General features: G+C 69.4%; 18 protein-coding genes and 2 pseudogenes. 8 read left to right on the top strand and 12 right to left on the bottom strand.

Annotated features, from left to right (window positions below):
- Nucleotides 1-102 precede the first annotated feature (102 nt).
- Complete coding sequence (locus ACFYZB_RS23465; RefSeq protein ID WP_388761808.1) at nucleotides 103-2,316, top strand: AAA family ATPase; 2,214 nt, start codon at nucleotides 103-105, stop codon at nucleotides 2,314-2,316.
- A 19-nt stretch (nucleotides 2,317-2,335) separates the two neighbouring features.
- On the opposite strand, the gene ACFYZB_RS23470 is transcribed toward ACFYZB_RS23465, so the two are convergent.
- Nucleotides 2,336-3,871 (bottom strand): 4-hydroxyphenylacetate 3-hydroxylase family protein, encoded by a 1,536-nt coding sequence (locus tag ACFYZB_RS23470; RefSeq protein WP_388761811.1) that lies wholly within the window; start codon nucleotides 3,869-3,871, stop codon nucleotides 2,336-2,338.
- Nucleotides 3,872-4,029: 158 nt separating this feature from the next.
- Between ACFYZB_RS23470 and ACFYZB_RS23475 the strand changes: the two genes are divergently transcribed.
- Nucleotides 4,030-6,882 carry an AAA family ATPase gene (locus ACFYZB_RS23475; RefSeq protein ID WP_388761814.1) on the top strand — a complete coding sequence of 951 codons (2,853 nt, stop codon included), beginning with the start codon at nucleotides 4,030-4,032 and terminating at the stop codon, nucleotides 6,880-6,882.
- A 353-nt stretch (nucleotides 6,883-7,235) separates the two neighbouring features.
- Nucleotides 7,236-7,331, top strand: a pseudogene (locus tag ACFYZB_RS23480) (nitroreductase family protein); the annotation flags it as partial.
- 37 nt (nucleotides 7,332-7,368) lie between these two features.
- Here ACFYZB_RS23480 and ACFYZB_RS23485 read toward each other — a convergent pair.
- Entirely contained in the window at nucleotides 7,369-7,884 is a 516-nt protein-coding gene (locus tag ACFYZB_RS23485; protein ID WP_388761817.1) for a hypothetical protein, read from the bottom strand.
- 141 nt (nucleotides 7,885-8,025) lie between these two features.
- A complete protein-coding gene (locus ACFYZB_RS23490) occupies nucleotides 8,026-8,304 on the bottom strand; it encodes a hypothetical protein (protein ID WP_388761819.1) in 279 nt (92 codons plus the stop codon).
- A 314-nt stretch (nucleotides 8,305-8,618) separates the two neighbouring features.
- Here ACFYZB_RS23490 and ACFYZB_RS23495 point away from each other — a divergent pair, with 314 nt between their 5' ends.
- Nucleotides 8,619-9,407, top strand: a complete 789-nt coding sequence (locus tag ACFYZB_RS23495; RefSeq protein ID WP_388761822.1) for an alpha/beta hydrolase family protein — start codon at nucleotides 8,619-8,621, stop codon at nucleotides 9,405-9,407.
- A 61-nt stretch (nucleotides 9,408-9,468) separates the two neighbouring features.
- Nucleotides 9,469-11,043: an FMN-binding glutamate synthase family protein gene (locus tag ACFYZB_RS23500; protein WP_388762083.1), complete on the top strand. Its 1,575-nt coding sequence runs from the start codon at nucleotides 9,469-9,471 to the stop codon at nucleotides 11,041-11,043.
- A gap of 171 nt (nucleotides 11,044-11,214) precedes the next feature.
- Here ACFYZB_RS23500 and ACFYZB_RS23505 read toward each other — a convergent pair.
- Nucleotides 11,215-11,598: pseudogene (locus tag ACFYZB_RS23505) on the bottom strand (transposase family protein); the annotation flags it as partial.
- Between the two features lie 154 nt (nucleotides 11,599-11,752).
- On the opposite strand from ACFYZB_RS23505, the gene ACFYZB_RS23510 reads away from it, so the two are divergent.
- Nucleotides 11,753-12,694 carry a tetratricopeptide repeat protein gene (locus ACFYZB_RS23510; protein ID WP_388761825.1) on the top strand — a complete coding sequence of 314 codons (942 nt, stop codon included), beginning with the start codon at nucleotides 11,753-11,755 and terminating at the stop codon, nucleotides 12,692-12,694.
- Between the two features lie 797 nt (nucleotides 12,695-13,491).
- On the opposite strand, the gene ACFYZB_RS23515 is transcribed toward ACFYZB_RS23510, so the two are convergent.
- The 3 genes from ACFYZB_RS23515 to ACFYZB_RS23525 form a co-directional block, all read right to left on the bottom strand.
- On the bottom strand, nucleotides 13,492-13,674 hold the full coding sequence (locus ACFYZB_RS23515; RefSeq protein WP_388761828.1) for a hypothetical protein: 183 nt from the start codon (nucleotides 13,672-13,674) through the stop codon (nucleotides 13,492-13,494).
- A gap of 1,090 nt (nucleotides 13,675-14,764) precedes the next feature.
- A complete protein-coding gene (locus tag ACFYZB_RS23520) occupies nucleotides 14,765-15,166 on the bottom strand; it encodes an NAD(P)H-binding protein (protein ID WP_388761831.1) in 402 nt (133 codons plus the stop codon).
- A 395-nt stretch (nucleotides 15,167-15,561) separates the two neighbouring features.
- On the bottom strand, nucleotides 15,562-16,152 hold the full coding sequence (locus ACFYZB_RS23525; RefSeq protein WP_285555029.1) for a TetR/AcrR family transcriptional regulator: 591 nt from the start codon (nucleotides 16,150-16,152) through the stop codon (nucleotides 15,562-15,564).
- Between the two features lie 85 nt (nucleotides 16,153-16,237).
- Between ACFYZB_RS23525 and ACFYZB_RS23530 the strand changes: the two genes are divergently transcribed.
- Entirely contained in the window at nucleotides 16,238-17,137 is a 900-nt protein-coding gene (locus tag ACFYZB_RS23530) for an alpha/beta fold hydrolase (RefSeq protein ID WP_388761835.1), read from the top strand.
- Nucleotides 17,138-17,204: 67 nt separating this feature from the next.
- Here the strand turns inward: ACFYZB_RS23530 and ACFYZB_RS23535 are convergent, their stop codons facing one another.
- Together ACFYZB_RS23535 and ACFYZB_RS23540 are read right to left on the bottom strand one after the other, a co-directional pair.
- Entirely contained in the window at nucleotides 17,205-17,465 is a 261-nt protein-coding gene (locus ACFYZB_RS23535) for a hypothetical protein (protein WP_388761837.1), read from the bottom strand.
- A gap of 581 nt (nucleotides 17,466-18,046) precedes the next feature.
- Nucleotides 18,047-19,456 carry a carboxypeptidase regulatory-like domain-containing protein gene (locus ACFYZB_RS23540; protein WP_388761840.1) on the bottom strand — a complete coding sequence of 470 codons (1,410 nt, stop codon included), beginning with the start codon at nucleotides 19,454-19,456 and terminating at the stop codon, nucleotides 18,047-18,049.
- A 256-nt stretch (nucleotides 19,457-19,712) separates the two neighbouring features.
- Between ACFYZB_RS23540 and ACFYZB_RS23545 the strand changes: the two genes are divergently transcribed.
- A complete protein-coding gene (locus ACFYZB_RS23545) occupies nucleotides 19,713-20,282 on the top strand; it encodes a TetR family transcriptional regulator (RefSeq protein ID WP_351207737.1) in 570 nt (189 codons plus the stop codon).
- Nucleotides 20,283-20,502: 220 nt separating this feature from the next.
- Here the strand turns inward: ACFYZB_RS23545 and ACFYZB_RS23550 are convergent, their stop codons facing one another.
- The 3 genes from ACFYZB_RS23550 to ACFYZB_RS23560 form a co-directional block, all read right to left on the bottom strand.
- Entirely contained in the window at nucleotides 20,503-21,084 is a 582-nt protein-coding gene (locus ACFYZB_RS23550; RefSeq protein WP_388761843.1) for a hypothetical protein, read from the bottom strand.
- 245 nt (nucleotides 21,085-21,329) lie between these two features.
- A complete protein-coding gene (locus ACFYZB_RS23555; protein WP_388761846.1) occupies nucleotides 21,330-22,013 on the bottom strand; it encodes a TetR/AcrR family transcriptional regulator in 684 nt (227 codons plus the stop codon).
- 41 nt (nucleotides 22,014-22,054) lie between these two features.
- Nucleotides 22,055-23,758, bottom strand: a complete 1,704-nt coding sequence (locus ACFYZB_RS23560; protein WP_388762085.1) for an allophanate hydrolase — start codon at nucleotides 23,756-23,758, stop codon at nucleotides 22,055-22,057.
- Nucleotides 23,759-23,762 lie beyond the last annotated feature (4 nt).

The raw sequence follows: 23,762 nt of genomic DNA on the forward strand, positions 1-23,762 counted from the left end.
GTACCCCTGCCCCGGTCCACTACGGCCCCCGGCGTCCGGCTCCTGCAGGCGAGCCGGACGCCGGGGGCTCAGCTCGTCCCGACGAACTCCACCGAAGGTGCCATGACCAGCTCCGTGCCGACCTTCAAGCTGCGTCCTGCGGACCAGCCCCCGCACCTGCTGACCCGCCCCCGGCTGCTGCGCCGGCTGGACGCGTCGACCGAGCCCGTGGTGGTGGTCTCCGCGCCCGCCGGTGCCGGAAAGACGGTGCTCCTGACCGAGTGGGCGCGAAGTCTCGCAACGCGTGGCGCGTGCGCCTGGCTCAGCCTGGACGCGTACGACAACGCCCCGGGCCGGCTCTGGACCGGCATCCTGCGGGCGTTGCAGCACGTACGACCGGAACTGCCCGACCACCCCCAAAGCGGCGAGTGGACACTCGACGCGTGGCTCGAGGAGATCCTGCCGAGCCTCGTGACCGGACTGGACGGACAGGGACCGCTCGCGCTGATCCTCGACGGAGTGGAATCGATCACGGACGTCGACGCGGTCCGCAGCCTCTCGGACTTCCTGACAAGGCTTCCACAGGGCTTTCGCATCGTTCTGTCGACCCGTCACGTACCGGGTGGACCCGTACCGACGCTGCGCGTTCGGGGCGCGGTCGCGGAACTCGACCAGCACGACCTGGCCTTCACCCCCGAGGAGGCGCACGCCGTGCTCACCGATCTGCTCGGGTCCGCTCCGGCCCCGGACACGTCGAGCGCGCTGTACGAGGCCACCGAGGGGTGGGCGGCGGGAGTGTGCATCATGGGCCGTACCCTCGCCCGCGACGACGCCGATACGAAGGCCGGCCTGGCCCGTGGCAGGCGAGCGGTCACCGAATACCTGGCCGCCGAAGTGCTCCACCGGCTCACCACCGAACAGCGCCGGTTCCTGCTCCGCACCAGTGTGCTCGACGAGCTGAGCGCCGGGCCGTGCCGGGCCCTCGCCGGGGACCGGGCGGGCGTACTGCTGCGTGAGCTCGCACGGACCGTCCAACTGCTCGTACCCGTCGCCGCAGATCCCTCGGCATACCGGCGTCACCGCGCACTGTCCGCGCTGCTCTGCGACCTCCTCGGATCCGAAGAGCCGGAGACCGCCGTACCGTTGCACCGATCGGCGGCTCGGTGGTACTCACGGCATGGCGAGACGACCGCGGCCGTACGGCACTGGGTGCGGGGCGGTGACGAGGCCGCCGCCGTCGCGTCGATACTCCAGGACTGGGAACAGGCGATCTCGGCAGGCCGCAGCCGGGAGGTCGCGGGGTGGCTTGACCTCTTGCCGCCCCGCACGGTCGCCGCCGACGCAAGACTGTGCGTGGTGGCGGCGATGGCGGCTCTCTCGAGGGGCGCTCCGGAAACGGCCCGGCGCTGGCTGGACGTGGTCCGGCTCAGGGAGCCGGGAGCGGAGACGGTCGGCGAGGGCAGCACGGTGTCCGATGCGGCAGCCGTCGCCCAGGCCGTGGCCTGCTGGCTCCAGGGGGAGATCCTGACCGGTGACCGACTCGCCGAAACCGTCTACGCCGGCACCGTCCCGTTGACTTCCTGGCGTGCCCTGGCCTGTACGGCCCGCGGTACCGCTCTGCTGTGGACCTCGCGGTACGAGGAGGCCGAGGCGCTGCTCGGCGAGGCGACCCGTGACGCGCATGCCGCCGGGCACGGCCTGACGCTCGTCCGCGCGCTGGGCCTGCGGGCGCTGTGCGCCCTGCTGGCCGGACGCCATGGGCCGGCGCGCATGCTGAGCGACGAAGCCCTGGACGCGGCCGGGGCGGCCGGCCTGCAGCGGCACTTCGTCGCGGCGCCCGCCTACATCGGCAGGGCCGGCCTGCTCCTCGATGAGGGACGGGCCGACGAGGCCGAACGGACCCTGGCCGATGCGGAAGCGGCGCTGGCGGACTCGTCCGGGACCGGCAGCGAACCCCAGATGCACGCCTGGTACCACGTCACACGGGCACGACTTGCCACTGCTCGGCACAACACGGCCGCCGCAGGGGAGGCCCGTGCGGCGGCCGAGCGGGCAGCGGCCCGGTGCGAGTCACCAGGAGCACTGACGAAACTGCTCGGGCGAGTCGGCGAGGACACCGTCGTGCCGCTGGTCGTGTCCGGCCCCCAGGAGCTGTCGCTCGGGGAGCGCCGGGTGCTCCGCGCCCTGTGCGGTCCGCTGACACTGCGTGAGATCGCCGCCGAGTTCTATGTGTCCCACAACACCGTCAAGACACAGGTACGGGCGATCTTCCGCAAACTCGGCGCACACGACCGGAGCGCAGCGGTCGCCAGGGCCCGGGAGTGCGGCATGCTCTGACCCGGGCCCCGGCATCCTGCTACGAGGCCTTCTGACGAGAGGCGTCCTGGCGTCGGGCGTAGTCCGCCTGGGCCAGGTACGCGGTCTCCTGCTCCCCGTCGCTGCTCACGTTCTCGATGCCGCAGACCTTGCGCGCGAGGTCCGCCATGCTGCCGGTCGGGGACATCTCGGCACGCTTCATCGTGAGGCTTCGAATGGCCAGCAGGGGTGTGCCGTTGAAGTTCTCGAAGGTGCTGATGCGGTCGCCCCAGTCGGACAGGAACATGTCGCGGATCACGCGGCTGATCTTCAGCCGGTCGTGCGGCCTGCCGACCGGTCCGGTCTGCAGCGCCGCCAGCCACGGCCGCAGTTCGGGCCGCTCCCACTGCCCCTCGGTGGGATAGATGAGCGCGGCACGACCGGACAGGTCGATGAGCTCGTGGGTCAGGTCGGTGATGTGCTCGATGTAGTACGCCCGCCCGAAGTCGAACATCAGGACGTTCGGCTTGTAGATGCCGCCGGGAGTGAAGAACCCTTCGTCCTCCGAGGCGATCACATGCGCCTTGAGTGTCTGGAGGAAGCCGGCGAACCGGGCGATCCGGGCCTGGACGGGGGGCAGTTGGTAGGTGCCGATGTGCTCGGTGATCAGCAGGGCCAGACCGAGCATGAGCTCGGCCTTCACCATGGCACGCACCAGCGAGTGGTAGTGCAGCCAGTCGAAGACGCGCTGCGGGTACAGCGAGGCGTGCTCGGGGTTGCCGATGTGGAAGACGCGGTTCCAGGGGATGAGCACGTCCTCGAACACGATGATGCTGTCCAACTCGTCACCCTGCGAGGCGAGCGGGTGCTCCACCTCCTCGCCGTCGCGGACGTTGCTCTCGCGGCAGATGATGGTGACCCCGGGGGTGTTGGGCTTCACCGCCCCGTAGATGATCTGCTCCGACACGATGCCGGGGCGGTAGAAGACGCCGATGTGGATCCAGTCCCCGAAGGCCGCGCCGGTGCTGATCGCCTTCACACCCCGCACGGTGATGCCCTCGTCCGAGGTGGCGACCACCCGCAGCGCGGGGGACTGGGCCTGTGCGGAATCGCGCGAGCGGTCCGCCTGCGGGTCGACGAAGGCCGGCGTCGCGTTGAGGTCGCCGTCCCGCATCACGTTCCAGAAGTCGAGGATCCCCCCGGTGAGGTCCCGCCCGTCGGTCCCGACGGACTGGCTGCTCCAGGGCTCGGGGTCGTCGACGTAGGTCAGCAGGACGTAGTTGTTGACGTCCGGTGTGCGCGGGATCGCACCGCCGCCCAGTTCCCGCTGCACCGTCTCCATGTAGCGCCGCTTGCGCAGCAGATCGTCCTTGGAGCGGTGCTGGAACCATGTCATGGACCGCCGGACACCGTCCTCGTCCACGAACGTCATGACGTCCTCGAGGTCCGGGCGGTGGTGCAGATCGTAGAAGTCGGCGATGCTCCGGGCGTACGCCCTCGTCCTGGGGTGCGTGGCCACGTTGTCGACGAGCTCGTCACCCACCCACACCGTGCGGCCGTCATTCAGCGCCGCCAGATATTCCTTGCCTGTACGCACGTCATGTTCCTCTCGGGGGCAACAGATCTGGATGCCCGGAACCATGCGTCGCGACGGGGTGAGCGGACGGCGCGGAACCGACAATCACCCGGGTGAAAGCGCCGGGCACACGGAAACCGGCGTTGAGGTGGATGTGGCCGTGCGGCATGCTGGGCCCCATGCGCAGCACAGACCCCGCGGGCGACCGGCCCGGTGGGCGGGGGAACCAGGCCATGAACGGGCTGCGCCTCAGGGGACGGGTCCGCGAGATGGCCGCACTCCGTGAGGCCCTGGACGCGGTGCGTGGCGGACGGGGCGCCTGCGTCGTCGTGGAAGGCGCACCCGGTGTCGGCAAGAGCCGGCTGCTCGCGGAGCTGGACGATCTGGCACGGCGGTCCGGGTTCGACGTGGTGTCCGTACGGGCCGACGAACTCGACCAGTACGCCGCCGGAGCCGCCCTGCAGTCCGCCCTGCAGCTCTCCGACGGTTCCGAACGAGCGGCCGCGGCCACCGACGACCAGCGGCTGTGGCTGCTGGACAGCATCACGGACGCCCTGGAGGACCGTGCCCAGCGCGCCCCGGTGGCCGTGCTGGTGGACGATGCGCAGTGGGCGGATCCGGCCACGCTCCTGGTGCTGCGCACCCTGCCCCGGAGACTGGCGGCCTCGCGGATCCTGTGGGTGCTGGCGGTACGGTCGGAGACCGAGCGGCCGACCGTTGCCAGGGTGAGGGAGGACCTCGAACGCCTCGGGGCCCGGTGGCTGACCCTCGGCCCCCTGCCGCAGCAGGAGCTGCAGCACATCGCGGCCGACGTCCTCGGGGCCAGACCGTCACCCGGGCTGGCCCGGCTTCTGGGGGGAGTCGCGGGCAATCCGTTCCTGGCGATCGAACTGGTGCGCGCCTTCGCCGACGCGGACGCCGTCAAAGTGGAGGCGGGCGTGGCGAGCCTGCTGCACGACGGCATTCCCGTCGGCTTCCGGCGGAGCGTCGCCGCGCGTCTGGACCGGCTCCCGGAGGATGCCGTGCGCCTGCTCCAGATCGGGTCCGTCCTCGGCCGGGAGTTCGATCTCGGTACGGCCGCCCGCATGCTCGGCAGGCAGGCCGGCAGCCTGCTGTCGGGCGTCGAGGCGGCGCTGAACGCCGGTCTGCTCTCCGGCGACGGGCCGCGACTGGCGTTCCGCCACGACCTCATGCGGCAGGCCGTCCACGAGAATCTGGCGCCGGCCGTACGGACCGCTCTGCACCGGGAGGCCGCCGACATTCTGCGTGGCATCGGGGCACGATCGGCCGAGGTGGCCTGGCACGTCGTCCTGTCGGGCGGACCGGTCGACGACGACGCCGTGACCACATTGACCACCGCGGTGCGGGAACTGTCCTCGTCGGCCCCTGACGCGGCCGCGGACCTGGCCCAGCAGATCGCCGGACTGCTGCCCCTGCACGACCGGCGGCGCATCGCCCTGCTGACCGACGCCGCCGAGTACCTCGGCCGGACCCGCCGGGTGCACCAGGCGCTCAACCTGGTCGACGCCACCCTGTCGGACCGGCTGGAGCCGCTCCAGGAGGCGCGTCTGCGCCTGGTGGCCGCCGAGATCCACCAGGCCGCGGGGGACGACGCCGCCGCGATGACGCATCTCCAGCAGGCCCTGGCCCTTCCCGGGCTGCCGGCCGACCTGCGGGTCCGACTGCTCAAGACCAAGGCGACGGGCCACGTGTACCTCGGGGACATCACCGCTGCCGAGCAGACCGACGTCGGACTGGTCGAGGCCTCCTACCGCAGCGAGGACCCGGCCGTCGTCGTCAGCGCCATGGTGTTCCAGTCGCAGACGTTCTTCTACCGTGGGCGTCTCGCCCGCGCCCTCGAGCTCGCCGAGGAGGCCACGGCACGCGCCGGCACGGAGTCCGGCGTACTCCACCTGCGGCCGCCGCGGATTCCCGCGCTGTGGCTGGCCACGGTGCTGACCGCCACCGACCGGCTCGCGGACACCGAGCGGGTGCTGCGGGAGGGGCAGCGCGAAGCGGAGGCGCTGGGCCTGGGCTGGTCACTTCCCCACTGGCATGCGAGCCGTGCCTGCGCGCTGTTCGAACAGGGGGCGCTGGACGACGCGGCGGTGGAGGCCGAGTCCAGTCTGATGGTGGCCGACGAACTCGAGATCACCCAGCTGAATCCCCAGGCCCTCTCTGTGCTGGCGTTGGTGGAGATCAGACGCGGTGACCTCGCCAAAGCCAGGGAGCAGCTCCGTGCCGCCGAAGCCGGTTCCGGCACGAGTACCCAGAGGTTCGGCCTGTGGGTCTCGCTCGCGCGCGCCTGCCTGGCCCGCTCGGAGGGCCGGGACGCCGCAGCGGCAGCGGCGCTGGGCGGCAGCCTCACGGACGCCGAGCCGACACATCTGCTTGCGGTGCCGCCGTCCCACTGGCCGGGGATCGCGCGCATGGCGCTCCGCGGCGAGGACCGGTCACTCGCGCAGGCCGTGTCCGACGCGTTGCGCACCCTCGCCGAACAGGACGACAGCCAGCAGATCATCGGGACCGTCCGTGCCCATGTGGACGGCCTGCTCCACGACGACCGGGGTGCACTTGAGTCCGCCGTCACCGGTTACCGGAGCACCGGAAGGCGGCTGGCCCTGGCCGCGGTCTGCGAGGACCTCGGGGATCTCGTGGCCGCGTCGGGCGACACCACGTCGGCGATCCCGTACTTCGAAGAGGCGGGTGAGCTGGCGTCGGCTTCCGGAGCCCTGCGCGATCACGAACGGATCATGCGGCGCCTCAGACAGTTCGGCGTGCGCACAGCTGCCCCACGGCACCACACGACCGGCGCACCGGGATGGGAGAGCCTGACCGAGTCCGAGCGGAAGCTCATTCCGCTCGTCGTGGAGGGCCTGACCAACCGGGCCATCGCCGACCGGCTGTACGTGTCCGTGCACACCGTCAACACGCACATGAAGCACATCTTCACCAAGCTCGGCATCAACACACGCGTCGAGCTGACCCGGCTGGCGATCGAACGGGGCGGCCTCTCCGACGGGGCACACTGAGCGACGCCTGCGGCGGCGGGGCGCGGCGGCGAGGATCCCGTGAACGCGCGATGCCGGCGCCCGACGCACGGGTGATGCTGGTCGCGACGGCGCCACAGGCACGGCGCCGTCGGCGATCCGATCACAAGCGGACGGCTGAGCCCGGAGAGCGACCGGGCCGCTTACCAGGCGCTCGAGAAGGGCTCGTCGGGACGACCACGACGGCTGTCTATCTGCTCGCTGCGAGTGCCCAGCTCCTCTGCTTCGCAGTCCGCCGCATCACCTAGATGCCAAAGCCGTACAACCGTAAGAGGTTCACCATGTCACTCGCACTCGACCCCGTAGCCCAGGACCTTCTGTTCCGGGAGCATTCTGTTCTCGCCGTCGTCAACATCGGCAGGCCGGGCGAGAATGCCTGGTTCCCGCGCTCCCCACGCCTGACATACGCCCAAGTGGTCACGACCATCTGATCCACTGCCAGGCATCTGCGCTCCGGAACCCCTCCGGTCATCCACGCGTCCGCAGGCCCGGGGGGAGGGCCTCCCCCTCCGGGACCGGTTCCGTCGAGCTCCCGGCGGTGTCGCCGATGGCGGTGTGCGCGGGCGGCCACGGCAGCAGGGCGATCAGGGAGTGTGCCCGATGGATGAGGAAGGCGGCGAGCGGCAGTTCGGTGACCAGGGCAAGGCCCCCCGCCATCCAGACGTCCTCAGTTCCGGCGTCGAGCGAGATGTCGAACCAGGTGTCGCAGATCAGCAGGACCGCTGTGGCGTGCGCGTACAGAATGACCGAACGGCTGCGGCGCCAGGCCAGGAACGCCGTGGAAGCCAACGCCATGATGAGCAGCACGTCGAATCCGACCCAGGTCAGGCGCCACTCGTGCACGCGGTGGGACGGCGGCAGCGTCAGACCCAGTATCACGGTCCACGGTATGAGACAGGCGGCGCACGTGGCGAGCAGCTCTACGGTGTGCCTCCTGCGGCGGTCCGGCGTGAGGTCGCGGCGGCCGGTATGTTCCTTGGTCACTTTCGGTCCGTCCTCGCGCACTTCCTCCGACACCGGCAGGTTTCCCGGATTACACATGGGCACAGCCGTACACGTCGTTCCGGATATTCCCGCGGCGTCCCACCGAACCTCTCGGGTCGCGGGCGGTGCCGGTGTCACCCACTACGGGCGTGCCAACCCGAACGTCTTCAGCTGCTCCCAGATCCACGGGTAGAAGCGGTCGTACGTGGAACGGTCCCAGACGTGTCCGCGATGTCCGTCGTGGTGCCCACCGACGGTTCCCGTCTCGGCCACCGCACCCGCTCGGGCAGGGACGCGCGCGTCGGCCGGAAGAGCAGCCGCGTTCGCGGAACCCCCCGCGACGAGGAGGGTGCCTCCGGCGAATGCCAGTGCGGCGGCGGTGGTCGCCATACGCCGTACGAGCTTGTTCTTGGTACGCAAAACAATCACTCCCTGGATTCCGGAGAGCAGAAACTGCCAACTCGGCCAGTTTCGATCAGGAAGGTGCGTAGTGCATCGCATGATCTAGTGATTGACTGCTGCCCAGCTGGAGCCATGCTGCAGGTACGTATTGTGGGCTTGAGCCGAGACCTGGCAGTCACATGAATCGCTAGATTGCGCGATGTTCTCAGTTCCTTTCCGGTCCACTCTGCCCAGAGAGCTGACATCGCTCGAGTTCTCTTGACTCGGCGGTCGTCTGCAGAAGAAAAGTGGCACACGAAACCAGATCGGGGTCGGGGGCGTGGAGGGCCGGGATGTCCAGGCGCAGTAGCAAAATCGAGTTCGTAGGCTCGCAGGGCGTCCCGCTCGTGGCACGCCTGGACCTGCCGGAGGGGACGCCTTGGGCGTACGCCGTATTCGCCCCCTGCTTCACATGCGGCAAGGACTGGTTGGCAGCCGCTCGGATCTGCCGGGAGCTGGCCGAACGCGGAATCGCGGTCCTCAGTGTGGACTTCGCCGGCATCGGCGAGTCCGGGGGTGACTTCGCCGCCGGTACGTTCAGTTCCGATGTGGACGATCTCGTGCGTGCCGCCGACCACCTGCGTGAGCACTTCACGGCTCCGTCGATCCTCATCGGGCATTCGCTGGGCGGTGCAGCCGTGCTGGCCGCCGCACACCGGATACCCGAGACGGCGGCGGTGGCCACGATCGCTGCGCCGGCGGACCCGGAGCACGTCGTGCGCACTTTCGGTGGCAGGCGGGACGAGATCGAGCGGCACGGGGAGGCCGAGGTGAGTCTCGGAGGCCGCGTGTTCCACATCCGTCGGGAATTCCTCGACGACATCGCCGCGCAGCCTCAGGCCGAGCGCATCCGCCGGCTGCGTCACGCGCTCCTGGTGCTGCACTCGCCGATCGACGAGACGGTGGGTGTGGAGAACGCCCAGCAGATTCTCGAGGCGGCACGGCACCCCAAGTCCTTCGTAGCGATCGACGGTGCCGACCATCTGCTCACCGATCGTGCCGACGCCCGCTATGTCGCGACGATGCTGGCCGCATGGGCCGGGCGTTACGCCCGCGGTTCGGTCCAGGCCGGGCCGGCGTGACGAAATTCGCACACGCCGAGCTGATCGGCTGGAGCAGGAGTAGGTTTCACAGGTGATTAGAATTTCAGCGATCGCATTTATCGGAGCCCTGGCAGTCACATTCGGAGCCTTCGCGTCGACCGTGTCTCCCTGGTGGTGGATAGCCGCCTTGCTGTGCACGGCGTTGGCGAGTGTGGGTGCCTATGATCTCCTCCAAAAGCGCCACTCGGTACTGCGCAACTACCCCGTGCTGGGACATGTGCGCTTCATGCTGGAGTCGATCCGGCCGGAGTTGCAGCAGTATTTCATCGAGCGCAATTACGACGGCCGTCCCTACGACCGGGATGTGCGCAGTCTCGTCTATCAGCGCGCCAAGGGCCTGGAGGCGGAGCAACCGTTCGGGACCGAACGGAACGTCTATGCCGAAGGCTACGAGTACTTCGAGTCGTCGATGAGGCCACGCCCGGTGCCGTCGGAGCAGCCGAGGATCCGCATCGGCGGTCCGGACTGCACCAAGCCCTACGACATGTCGTTGTTCAATGTCTCGGCGATGAGTTTCGGCTCGCTGTCCGCCAATGCCATCCTCGCCCTGAACCGGGGCGCCGCCCTCGGGGGATTCGCTCACGACACCGGTGAGGGCGGCCTGTCGGAGTACCATCTGCGTCACGGTGGCGACCTGGTGTGGGAGATCGGCACCGGATACTTCGGCTGCCGCACCGCGGACGGCCGTTTCGACCGGGCGCGGTTCGCCGACAAGGCCGCTCACGACAGCGTGAAGTGCGTGTCCCTGAAGCTGTCCCAGGGAGCCAAGCCCGGCATCGGAGGAGTGCTGCCCGGGGAGAAGGTCACCGCCGAGATAGCCCGGGTACGCGAAGTCCCCGAAGGTCGGACCGTCATCTCGCCCCCGTACCACGAGGTTTTCAGTACCCCACGGGAACTGATCCGGTTCATCGCCGAGATGCGCGAGCTGTCCGGGGGCAAGCCGGTCGGCTTCAAGCTCTGTGTGGGCTCCCGGCGCGAGTTCCTGGCGGTGTGCAAGGCCATGATCGAAGAGGGCACCGCGCCCGATTTCATCATCGTCGACGGAGCGGAGGGCGGCACCGGAGCCGCCCCGCTGGAGTTCGCCGACCATCTGGGCAGCCCCCTCACCGAGGGCCTCATCACGGTCCACAACGCTCTGGTCGGCGCCGGCCTGCGGGACCGGATCAGGATCGGCGCCAGCGGCAAGGTGGCCACCGGAGCCGACATCGTCAAGCGCATGGTGCAGGGCGCCGACTTCACCAATGCGGCTCGCGCCATGATGTTCGCGATCGGCTGCATCCAGGCGCAGAGCTGCCACACCAACACCTGCCCCGCCGGAGTCGCCACACAAGACCCGCGCCGCGCCCGCGCGTTGCACGTCGACGACAAGTCGGTCCGGGTCCAGCGCTTCCAGTCCGCCACGGTGAACAGCTCCCTGAAGATCATCGCCTCTCTGGGCGTGAACGGACCGGCCGAGCTGCGCCCGCACATGCTGCGACGGCGCGTGGATCCGGTCACGGTCCGCTCCTACGCGGAGCTCTATGAATGGCTGGACCCGGGGCAGTTGCTGATCGAGCCGCCGGAGTCCTGGGCGGTGGACTGGAAGGCCGCAGATCCTGATCGCTTCGCCGCTTGACTGGTCTTGCCACGGTGAGCGGGCGGGGTGCGCCATCGACGCCGTCACTCCGCCGCTCTACGCCGTGCCCAAGTCGCAGCCCGTGCACGGCCCGCGCATCGACCACGTCCTCGCCCAGGCCCCGCCCGAGGCATGGCAGCATCAGTCGGCAGGTGCGGGAGCCAAGGGCGAACGGTAATTCTTGGACTGCTCGGCGACTGTGTGGTCGCGGGTGGGCACCAGGGTGCCGTCCACAATGAGCACGGCGTCCTTGCGAAACCGCTTGCGCGGCCGGAGCGCGAGCAGGGGACCGAGATGCCCGATGACGCGGTCGGCCGCGGACTTTGAGATCCCGAACAGCGGGGCGAGCTGCCGCAGTGTCAGGTTCGTGCGCCAGTAGGCGGCGACCAACAGAACCCGGTCCTCCAACAGCAGCCGCCCCCAGGGCCGGCCCTTGCGGACCGGGTCCGCGCCCTCACGCCGCAGCGCGGTGATCAGCCTGCGGAACTGGCGCGGGCCCAGCCCGGTGAACGGGGCTATCCAGGACGGGTCCGACGCCGCAATCACTCCTGCCACAACAAGATCATGGCATCGTGTCCAACGGGCCATGGGGGCGGCTGGCAGACGGCCGGATCAGGGATACTCTCGGACGATGGCGAATCGGGCGGTAGCAGCTGGAGTAGGTCTCGCGCGGGTGATGGCGCACTGCGGGGGCAGCCCAGCGGCAGCCGTGCACTATCTGGCGGGTGCCATCGCCTCCGCGCCTGAGAACCCCGAGCCCTATACGGTTCTTGCCGAGTTGTGGAGCGACAAGCCGTCGGAACTGGCCGAAGCCGTTCGGGGTGCCGACTCCTTGAGGACGGTACTGGTGCAGTCGTACATCAGCTTCCTTGAGGGGGACATGAACGGCGCGGCGCTGGCGATCGGATCGGTCACGGGTGTGCGACCCGACATCGCATGGGCCAAAGCCCCCTGGTTCAGCGATGCACGATTCCTCGGTGAGGTGAGTGCGGATGCGCTGGCCGAGGCCGCAATGCGGACGATGGACTACGGCCGTGATCTGGACACCGAAAGCATGCGGGAACGATTTCGGCCCTGGTTCGAAGCCATCGACGTTGTCGCTGCCCGCCAGCCGTTGCCGGAGGCGTTGGCCAAGATGGCGATCCTGCTGCGGGCATGCGGTCTCACCGATGCGTCGTTTGCCCTCTGCGACCAGGCAGACTCCGTTGAGCCGATCATGCTGACGGAAGTTGTGCGAGCGGGCACGTGGCGCAAGCTGGGTGATCTTCACCAGACAGTGGCGGCGTTCGAGCGCGCTCTTGCCCTGGAACCGGCCAACTGGTCCCTCTACCTCGACCTGGCCGATGTGCGTGCTGAGCAGGGCGACTTCACCTCTGCGGTCCAGCTAATCGATCAGGGGATGAGATACGAGCCGGCTGAGCTCTCACTCCGCGCGGCCGGGGCTGCCTACCGGGCACGACTGACCGGCTCGCCTGCCGATCTGAGCGAACTCATCGAACTGGCGCCGAACCTGCAGAACGACTCGTACCGGGATCTGCTGATTGATCACGCGTGTGCTGGTCCCGCGCTGCCTGCTGAGCTCGTGGCTGCGGCCCGCAGCATCCAGGAACAGATGAGGCTCCACTCCTCCACGAGCAGCAGTGCCAGCTAGGAAGTGCCCAGCAGCCAGCCTCGGAGCCCCAGCGCACGAAGATCCACCTGCTGCAGTCGAAGATCAGTTACGGGACAAGTCTTAGATAGCTCTGACTGGCTCACCGTTACTGCACCATCCCCGGTTTGGCGCTGCCATGCTGGGCCGTGGCGGACGATGTTCAGCGGGAATCCTCCGCGAGCTCAAATTTCCATCTGCCGATGGAGTCACAGTGCAGGCACCGTATTTCGGTCCAAGCCTGGTCAAGAATGAGGTGATTGCGTCGTCCACGTTCGGCGGGTGTCTCCGCCCGTTCGGCTGCGATCCGCCGAGCCTGTTGCTGGTCCCTGGCGTTGTCGACCAGGTAGAAGCACCGAATTATACGATCGGGGGCAATGTGGTAGCGGAATCCGATCAACCAGATGACGGTGTCAGTCATTGTCGGCTCATCAGCTTCAACGAGGGGATGGGGGAATAGCATTTTCTGTCAGCGATTCTCCTGGCCGACTGCCAGCCACGCTGAAAGCCAGGGCTCCAGCCCATCGGTGAATGTTTGGCCTGCCTCATACTTCGGAGAGTCGAGATCGGTGGTGGCGCACTCCGGGATGCGCGTGTGACAAGACGAGGAAGGTGGGGACCCAGCTGGCGTAGAGCTCAGGGCACTGTCAGTGCTGCTCATCGTGCAAAACACCCCCGACTTGTGAGTTTCGTGGACGTTCAATGCCCTGGCGCGGCACGGGTCCTGGGTGGCGAGTCCGACGGGGCAGGCGTTGGTGTGGCAGCTGGGGCGAGGAGTTCGCGTTGACGGACGCTCAGGGTCAGTTGACGTCTCCGAGCTCCGTGAGCTGGTCCCAGACCCAGGGGTAGAACCGGTCGAAGCGGTCGTAGGCGTAGCGGCCGCAGTGCCCGTCCGAGGGGTTCCCGTGGTGGCGGTAGCTCTCACTCCCGACTCCGCCGTACCCGCCGTGGTTCCAGCCGGTGGCTCCCGTCCCCGCAACCACATTTGATTGGGTGGGAGTGGGCGTGTCTGCCGGAAAAGCGGCCGCACTCGCGGAACCGCCGACAGCGAAGAGAGCACCTGTGGCGACTGCAAGGGAAGCAGTCGCGATCCCGATGCGATGTGCGAGCTTTTCCATGATCATTTCCCCTTGTGTTATCGATCGCTGACAGGAATCACTATGGATCGGAAAAGGGCGGGGAACATCGCACGATCGAGTGATTGGTCGGCGTGCGACCCGCCGCCCTTCTTCAGGGCGTCCCTTTCGGGCTTGACCGCAGAAAGATCGACCCAGGGCGGTAAGGAGGAGTTACTCGCAACAGGGGAGGGAACGGCCGGACCGATCACCAGATCATGTGATGCGCCTCCGTTCCTTGCCGTGCCATTCTGGCCAGGCAGAAAACCAGTGGCCACATTCCTCTCGCCCGCGCGGATGTCGGGTGTGTCCGGCAGGTCTTGCGGGCCTGGAGTGCGGGCGACGGCCGGCTCGCTGTCCGGGCCGTCAAGGACTCCGAGTCGCCGGTAGGAACCGAGCCCTCCGCACGAAGGAACGGCCGCAGATGAGCGATCAGACGAAAGTGATGGTCCTGGGAGTGATCGCACTTGTCCTCGGTGTCAGCCTTGTTCTCGTACTGCAGCATGGCTGCACGCACTGATGGACATCGCTCCCGAGGCTCGGCCGGGCCTTCCCGAGGGGCCGCATTGGGTGTACGCCGTATTCGCCCCTGCTTTTTACGTGCCGCAGGGACTGGTTGGCGGCCATCCTGAGGCCGCACCTTCGACCGTGGACTCCCGCCCCATGCACCGCCGAACGACCGCCTCACCACACGGGGCACCGTCTTAGCTTCGCTTCCGTCTCAACTCAGCGGTACCCCGGGCGGTGTTCGGCGCGGGCCACCAGGCTGCGTTCGAGAACGGGATCGCCGGTTGGCCGGTGAGTCGAGGCACCACGTCGGTGACCACGGAAACCTCGCCCCTCTCGATCGCCTGATACCACGAGATCCAGGTCTCGATCTGTTCCCCGCTCATGCCCAGTCGCCATCGCCGTCCTCATGGGTGACGAAGGCGGCCCGGCCAGTCGTCGCAGGACCCGCTCACGACAAATTGCTCGTTGGCGAGGGCCGCAGGCGTCGACGTGTAGAAGCCCGCCCGGAGCACTGTGTGGCGCTGACGAGGGACACATACAGGACCCGGCCCACGCCGACCGCGATCGCGGCCTCGACCGCAGTGGCGTGTTCTTCCAGCCGACGACCCGTACGGTGTCCGGAGACCAGGATGAGGGTCGACGCGCCATCGAGCGCCCTGCGCATGTCGGCGGCGTCGGCGTAGGCGGCCGGACCGCGTCGCCGGGCGCCTGGCAGTTCGGGCACGCGGTCGGGACTACGTCCGCCGAGGAGTTGCGGGACGCCGTGGCCGGCGAGTCGGGCCGCGATCCGGCTGCCGAGCGCACCGGTCACCCCGGTGACCGCCACCGTGGCGTGATTCTTGTCAGACATGTGTTTCGCTCCAGCCCGGGCCGCTGCCGATCCCGGCATTCTCGTTTTCCGCATACGTCCAGCAAAGACAGCGATGGTTTCCGTCGCATCCGCCGGCCGTGCGGTGGGCGTGGCCCCGACACGGACTTTTCTAGCGGGCTCACGGTTGTCCGGTATCGGCGCGTGGGCACCGGACGACAATCGCCGGCCAACGGGCAACACGGTGGCACGACGGAGCCCTGCACGTCGGCGCAGGTCACCGCCGTGCAGGGCTCCGTGATGCGTATTTCCGTCACTCCCAGAGGGACGACTCCTCCAACCCGCCAAGGTTGACGCCGGCTGCATCAGCCATCTGTCTTGCCCCTCCGAACATTGAGAAGCGCCTATGACTCTCAGACAGAAAATTGATATGCCAGCTATCCGACCGGTCTCAGCGCCCGCGCGAGCGCGTCGACGGTCACCCCGACGATCGCCCGGAGTTGCTCCGGGCTCGACCCGGCCCTACCCATCACCGCGAGAGACTGGTTCACGGCCGCTATGTGTACGGCGAAGTCCTCGGCGTTCTCGTCGGACATTCCGCCGGCCTTCAGCGCGGTGCGCAGGCGCGGGCGCTGGAGGCCGAACAACTCTTTGACATGCTCTGCGACGCTCGGGCTCAGCGCCGGACTCGCCATGACCGACTGGGCCATCAGGCATCCGTCGGGCACGGCGGGGTCGGCGATGCGCCGCAGGGTGACATCGAAGAACGCACGGACGGCGGCGACGGGGTCCTCGGCCGCGCACGAGAGGGCGGCGTCGAACTTGTCGCCGTAGCGCGTGGCGTAGCGATCCAGGCAGCGAAGGAAGAGCGCGTCCTTGTCGCCGAGCGAGGAGTAGATGGAGCTGCGGTTCAGGCCGGTCGCCCGGGACAGGTCGTCGAGCGAGGTGTCGGCGTAGCCGGAGCGCCAGAACTGGATCATCGCGGCGTCGAGCACCGTGTCCATGTCGAACTGCTTCTTGCCTGCCATGCGGCCCATCCTCCCATCTTGAACTGACCAGTTCAAGATGTGCTAGCGTCGAATCACGGTCCACCCGCCTCGATGGAGGATTCCCATGACCAACCCCGTCCCCGCCCTGCCCCTGCATGACCTGGCCGGATTCACGCACCGCTGGGTCGACGCCGACGGCGTCCGCCTGCACGCCGTCGAAGGCGGTCGGCCGGACGGACCGGCCGTCGTCCTGCTCACCGGGTTCCCGCAAACGTGGTGGGCCTGGCGAAAGGTCATGCCTGCTCTCGCCGATCGGTTCCGGGTCATAGCGATCGACCGGCCGGGCCAAGGCAATTCCGAGCATCCGGAGCTCAGCTACGACACGCACACGGTCGCCGCGCACATCCAGGCCGCCGTGAACGCTCTCGGCGTGCGGGACTACTGGCTCGCCGGGCACGACATCGGCGCCTGGGTCGCCTTCTCCCTCGCCCTGAACTACGAGAGCCGACTGCACGGGGTCGCGCTGCTCGACGCCGGAATTCCCGGTATCACCATGCCGGAAGCGATCCCCCTCGACCCGACTCTGGCGTTCAAGACCTGGCACTTCGCGTTCCACGTGGTGCCCGATCTTCCCGAGACGCTGATAGCCGGCCGCGAGCGGGAGTACATCCGCTGGTTCCTGAAGACCAAGTCCCTCGCGCCCGACGCGTTCGAGGAAGCAGAGCTCGACCACTACGGCGCGGCCCTCGCCGTCGATGGCGGCCTGCGCGCCGGCCTCGCCTACTACCGCGACGCCGCCGAGTCCGCGCGCAAGAACCGCGCGGCACTCGAGCAACGGCGACTGACCGCGCCCGTCCTCGGAATCTCCAGCAGCCACGGCTCGATCCCGGATATGGCGGCCTCCATCAGCCCGTGGGCCGAGAACGTGACCGGCGTCATCGTGCCCGACGCCGGTCACTACATCCCCGAGGAGCAGCCCGAGGCCGTCGCCGCCGCCCTCACCGACTTCTTCAGCGGCCGTTAGTGCTCTAGCAGGAGGGCGATCCCCATTGCCGTCGGGGGCCCGTCAGTTACGGGCCCGCCCCGCGCGCCTACGGACGTGCCGTGAACCGCCCGTCGCCCCGCTTGTGCAGCCAGCCCCGGGCGGCGAGCTTGGTCATCTTCGCCCGCAAAGGTTCCAGCTTGCCGTGTACCGAGGCGTCCAGCCCCAGCTGCTCGCCGACCGCCCTGACCTGCACCGGGCCGTCCGCCTCCCGCACGATCGCCAGGATCTTGCGGTAGTCGCCGGGCAGCCCGCCCTCGTCGGCCGTGTCGCCGCGGTGCGGGATGAGCAGGACTGCCCGCCCGGCCACCTTCGCCGATGCCGGAGCGACAGCCCGGCGTCGGCCCGGGCCTGCTCGGCCAGGCGGTTCAACACTCCGCTCCGCGATCGCCCGTTCGTGCCGCTCGACCTGCCTCCTGGAGTTGCTTGCCCAACTTTTCGGCGAGAGCGTCCAGTTCGCTCCGGCGGGCGGTGATCCGCTGCCGCTCCTGCATCCTCCGCCCCCTCCCGCGTTCTCACGGCGTGCCGACCTGCTGACGGATCGTAGGCGGGGGCCGGTCGTGGGCGCAGCCGAACCCGGCATCCCGCCAGAGCCGGACCTGCCCGATGATCTACACCATGGTCATCGGCCGCCGACCGCCACGAATACCCGACTCGCCCTTCACACCAGACCCGTGACCTGCGACTTCACGATGCACACCGCTCAATGGCGAACCGGGCGAACCGTCCGCAGCGACGCGTACACACGCGATCAGATCATCTCGCTGGCTGAGAACGCATCAGCCCTGCCGTGCGGTGGCGGCGACTTCCCGGGAAACCAAGATCGTCTCGGTGTGCATCGAGCAGGGCGCATCAACCACGTCGGCCCCGGCCGGCGCCATCCGTGTGGTCTCAGGAGCCGTGTCTCGCGTGTCCGAGATCGAGACGTTGAGCGCCCGCGCGGACGGACGTCCCGTCGCGCCGGTCGTGCAGGGTGAAGTCGGCCCGGACGGCCACACCGGACTGCAGCAGTTTCTGGTGGACGAGGGGGTCTCGGCCCGGGTGCGAGACGACGACGCTGATGTATCCCTCGGGCAGACCGGTCACGGCGTACTCGCCCCGTGCGTTCGTCGTGGTCCGCACCAACTGCCGGCCGCCGGTGTCCATGACGGTCACCGCGGCATGGCGGACGGGCTGCTGTTCGCCGTCGCGGACGGTGCCCTCCAGCATCGGCAACGGCTCGCCGAAGTGGTGCGGGTGGACCGGTAGTGCCGTGGGTGCGGGCGCCTCCACGGAGGGGTCCTCCACCGGCGGTTCGGGAATGTCCTGCTGCTCGTCCTCCGCTCCCCGTCGTACGGCCATGCGGTGGTGCCGCCACGCGTCCAGGCCCAGCAGCGCCAGTCCCGCGGTGATCCACGCGCACAGCACGAGGACCGGCTTCAGCACTCCCACATGGTCGAAGTACAGGACTCCCCGCAGGCCGTCGACCGCGTTGCCCAGCGGCATGACGGCGTGCAGGTCCTGGAAGAACCCCGGCAGCAGCTGGACGGGGACCAGGCCGCTGGAGGGGACGCTCAGCACGACGTACAGGCCCAGACCCGCCAGCGGGAAGAAGCGCTTGACGAAGGGCGCCATGCCGAGGGAGAACGTGGCCACGGCCGTGGTGAGCAGGAAGGCGATCGCCAGGGCCGCGGGGTCGTTGGGGAAGAAGCCCAGTCCCACCCCGACGAGGAAACCCACGGCGCTGAAGAGGGCGGCGACGCCCGCGATCGTGATCAGCTTCGTGCGCCGGTTGAAGGTCACCGCCCGCAGCAGGGTCGTGGCGAGTATGTAGCCGGGGACGTTCCAGGCGATCCCGAAGTAGACCAGGGTCGCGCCGGACCCGTCCTTGCTGACGGTGGGGGCTACGTCCGTGGCGGTGAGCTTCTGGTGGTTGTGCGCCGCGAGCTGGGTGAAGCCCTTGGTCAGCGCCTGATCGAGGGACGCGCCGTTGGCCCCGGCCACGTACAGCACGGCATGTCTGCCCTTGGTGGCGAAGCCGGCCACGGCGTCCCGGTCCAGCACCGCCCGGCGGGCTTCCCGGGCGTCTGTGACGGCGGTGACGTCGAACCCGCCGGGATGCTGCCGCTGCAGGGCGGTGTCGACGGTGCGTTCCACCGCGGGATCGGCGATCACGATCTTGGCGTGCTGGGGCTGGGGCTGGTGAAAGGCCATGGGGAAGCAGAAGAGCAGGCCGAGGAAGAGCACTGCCGGGATCGTGAGGGTCTCGACGAGGACTCTGGCCACGGATATGCCCCGGGGGCGCTCGATCCGGTGTTTCACAGGACCACCCCTTGGCCGCCACGGCGGGCCGTGCCGCAGAGCCCGCGGGGCACACGGCCGACCGTATGCCCGGTCACCCCGTGGCCGCCTCTCCGGTACCGGTGGTCCTTCACTGTTCGCGGTCCAACCAGTTTCATCGGCGCCCCTCTCGGCTGTGCCGCGCCTGACCGTCGCCATGGCGCCACTCGATTAACGTACCGATCGGCACATCTACGTCTTCCTGGACCTTACGCGTACCGGTCGGTACAGTCAAAGAGTGCCTCGCCCCGTCAACACCGAGAAGCGCGCCGAGCTGCTGAAGCAGGTGGTGCACCACCTCCAGCAGCACGGCGTCGCGCAGATGTCGCTGAGTCCGCTCGCCGAGTCGATCGGCACCACCAAGCGCATGCTTCTGTACTACTTCGGCAGCCGTGAGAACCTGCTGGCCCAGGCGCTGGCCGCCAGCCGTCCCGATGCGCACGCGATGTTCGACGACGTCCGCGACAGCGCGGGGCTGCGCAAGGCGGCTCATACCCTGTGGGAGGCGATGACCGTCGGGGAGCAGTCCGGGCCGGTCCGCATGCTGCTGCAACTGCTCAGCCTGGCCGCGACCGATCCCGGGCAGTACGGCGACATCGCCGCCGAGACCGTGGAGGTCATGATCGGCCCCATCGCCGCGGCTTACGTGCGGCTGGGGCACCCGCCGCAGCAGGCGCGGACAGCGGCCACGCTCCTCGTCTCCGGCCTGCGCGGTCTGTGTCAGGACCGCTTGGTGACCCATGACGTCGCCCGTACCGACGCGGCCGCTCACCGACTCATCAGGGACGCAGTCGCGGCGGCCGACTGAGCCTGCGCCCCGACCACTTCGGGGTCTCGATATCACCCTTGCACTCGCGAACTCTCATGGAGCGCCGGGTCCAGGCCTGCCGCCACGAACTCCTGGACCGGGCGAAATATTCGGCAGCCGCGCACCACGCCCTCGCCAACTACACCTTACTGGCGCGGGAGTTGCTGGCGGCCCACCGAGAAAGGTCCTCACACATGAGGGGATTGACACGTCGCCAGAGTCAGAAGCCGTTGACAGCCCGAGCGTGCAGGTCCCGTACGCCATCCTCGTCGAGTCCCAGCTGGGCGGCGAGGTCTGTCCAGGGCACCCCCCACTCGCAAGCCCACCTGACGGCGGCCAGCTGGTGCGCCTCCGCATCCGACATTATCTTGCGGAGCAGTCGCAGCGCGGCGATCGGCTGCTGCGCGGTCACTTCTCGAAGGGCGAGGTTCTGCTCCGCCCAGCGGATCGTGTGCCATGCCGGTACGGCTGCGCCGCGCACGGCCGTGACGTGCTGCTGCCACAGTTGACGGACCGGTGCGGCGGCATCCTCGGGCACGGTCCAGCCGCTGTGCCCGTCCCCGGTCGTGGGCTCGAGGCTGCCGGGCACTGGCACGTTGTCGCCGCGCCATCCGCACGCGCACAGCGGATTGAGGTGGTCGATCCGCGGGTCGCGAACCTCGGGCTGCCCTCCTTCGTCCGCATGCTCGTCTCCGTCGAACAACACCGCGCCGGCCCGGAAGGTGAAGCGGATCCCGTCCGCCAAGGCGCCGCGGGCGGAACCCTCGTGCCCCTCCACGCTCCCGCTCTCGTGCTCCCACATGGTCCGGGCGTCCCTCCGTCTGCTCCGCGCAACCTCGTCGGACCGGATACTAGGCCCTGAAGCCGACGGGTCTCGGGGTGTTGTCCAGGGGCCCGTGGATGGTGGTTTGGCCGGACATGACGACGGCCGCCCCCGCATCACCCCACGCGTGCCGCCGCGGACGCGCAGGCAGACAGACACCGAGGGCCCGGTGAAGGCTGAGCCGCTGCCTGGCGGCGCTGGAGGGTGTGCGGTGGGCCCGCCGGTCAGTCGAGGCTGCTCAGCAGCCTTCGGCCCTCCTCCCGGGCGGCGGCCACCGCCGGCTCCCCGAGCCCGCACAGGCGCAGGCACGACGACGCGATGGCTTCGGTGTCAGCCGCATCCGGCTCGCGGGAGCGCCGTATCTGGATGACGACCTCCACCAGCTGGATCAGTAGTTCGCCGAGCCGCTCGGCGGGCAGGCCGCGCGCGACGTCCTCGCTCGCCGCCAGGGCGCCCAGCGTGCCGTAGCTCGACTGCAGACGGCCCCGCTCGGCCCGGAAGGCGTCGAACCGCTCGGCCCGCACTTCCGGCAGCAGATAGAGCGTGCCGATGTTGAACGGAGTGCGGGAGAGGGTGCGTACGTCCATGGCGGCCACGGCGTAGAGTGCGGCGGCCGCATCCGCATGCTCGGGCACCAGGGCCCGGATCCGGTCCACCATCTGCAGACTGGGCCGCACGGACGTAGCCAGCAGCTCGGCGAGGATCTCCTCCTTGGTGGCGAAGTGGTAGTACAGCGAGGCCTGCCTGATGCCGACCCGCTCGGCGATCATGCGGGTGCTGGTGCTGGTGATCCCATGGTCGACGAAGAGCTCCCCGGCGGCGTCGAGGATCTGTTCCCGGGCGGAGGTGCCGGGGTCGGACGGCGGCGTGTGCCGGGGCCTGCCTTGACGGGGACGCGTCGTCGTCATGGTCCCATCCTGCCACCAGGTGTCCGCCCCGCGGCCTCCGGTCACGCGGACGCCGTGTACGCCCGCCAGCCACCGAAGCGGGTGATGTCGCGCGTGCCCTCGACGGCGTACGGCTCGACGAGGAAGCCGCAGACCTGCCGCCCGTCGGCCAGTTCGACGGTGCCGATGGTCATCGGCGCGGGCACGGCGGCGGTCAACGCCCCGAACCCGGAAGCCGACAGTCGCCAGATCTCGCCTTCGATTCCCATGCCCACGTCGCCGCCTGACGCCGTGGCGTGCCCCGCCCCGGCGCCGGCGTCCCGCCCGCCCTCGGTGACCCGGAGCAGGCCGGGCTTGGGCACCTCGGTGGCCAGGGCGTACAGCCGGTAGCCGTCTGCGGTGCGGGCCGGGCCGACCAATGTGGCGCCTGCCTGCACCAACTGGGCATTGAGGGGCTGACCGGTGAGGTGGGCGCCGACCACGAACAGGTCGAGCCCGGGGTTGGCGAACCGCTCGGCCAGCGCGGCCAGGGCGCGGTCGGAGAAGGCCGGTCCGGTGAACATCACACCGAACGGCAGGCCGTCCACGAACCCGGCGGGAACGGCGAGCGAGGCGCAGTCCAGCAGGTTGGCGAAGTTGGTGAACCGTCCCAACCGGGCGTTGGCGCCGACCGGGTCGGCCGCCACCTCGTCGAGGGTGGGATGCCAGGTGGTGGTCGGCGTCAGGAGAGCCGTACAGCCGTCGAGCACCGCGCGTCCGGCGGCGCCGAGCGCGGCGAGCCTGGCGGCGTCGGCGGCCCAGTCGGCGGCGGTCTTCTCCCGGCCTGCCAGCACGATGGCGGCGACGGTCGGATCGAGGCCCGCCCCGATCAGGTCGCGGTGCTTCTCCAGATGCGCGCCCACGGCGGCGTACCGCTCGGCGACGAACGCGCCGCCGTACAGCAGTTCCGCGGCCTGAAGCAGCGGGGTGACGTCGGTTTCGACGATCTTCGCCCCGGTGCTCGCCATGCGGGCGACGGCGGCGTCGAAGGCTTCGCGCCAGCCGTCGGCCATGCCGTTCAGATGCTCCCCGGCCGGTACGGCGATCCGCGGGCGCGCGGGGGGCGGCGGAAGCTGGGTGCCGGTGCGGGAGAGCGGATCGGCCGGATCGGCGCCTTCGACGAACTCCGCGGCGGTGCGGGCGAGTTGCAGGTCGCGGGCGAAGACGGTCACGCAGTCGAGGGTGTAGCAGGCGGGGACCACCCCGGTCACGGGCACCAGGCCCTTGGTGGGCTTGACGCCGACGATCCCGTTGAGGGCGGCGGGCACCCGCCCGGAGCCGGCCGTGTCGGTGCCGAGCGCGATGTCGGCGATGCCCAGCGCCACCGCGACGGCGGATCCGGAGGACGACCCGCCGGAGATACGGGCCGCGTCCCAGGCGTTGCGCACCGCGCCGTAGGGGCTGCGGGTGCCGACCAGGCCGGTGGCGAACTGGTCCAGGTTGGTCTTGCCGAGCACCACCGCGCCGGCCGCGCGCAGCCGTGCCACGGCGGGCGCGTCGGCCCGCGGCTCGTAGGCGTACGACGGGGCGCCCGCGGTGGTGGGGAGGCCGGCCACGTCGATGTTGTCCTTGACGGCCACCACCAGGCCGGCCAGCGGCAGCGCCGGGTCGATGCCGGCCGCCTCGGCGAGCACCTCCTCGCGCGGCCTGAGGCTGATCCAGATCTCGGGCCGGCCGGCGCCCTCGATGCGGTCGTAGGCGGCCTGGACGCGGGCGGCCGGTGCCATGGCG

The sequence above is a fragment of the Streptomyces sp. NPDC001852 genome (genome assembly GCF_042891825.1).
Taxonomy (GTDB): domain Bacteria; phylum Actinomycetota; class Actinomycetes; order Streptomycetales; family Streptomycetaceae; genus Streptomyces.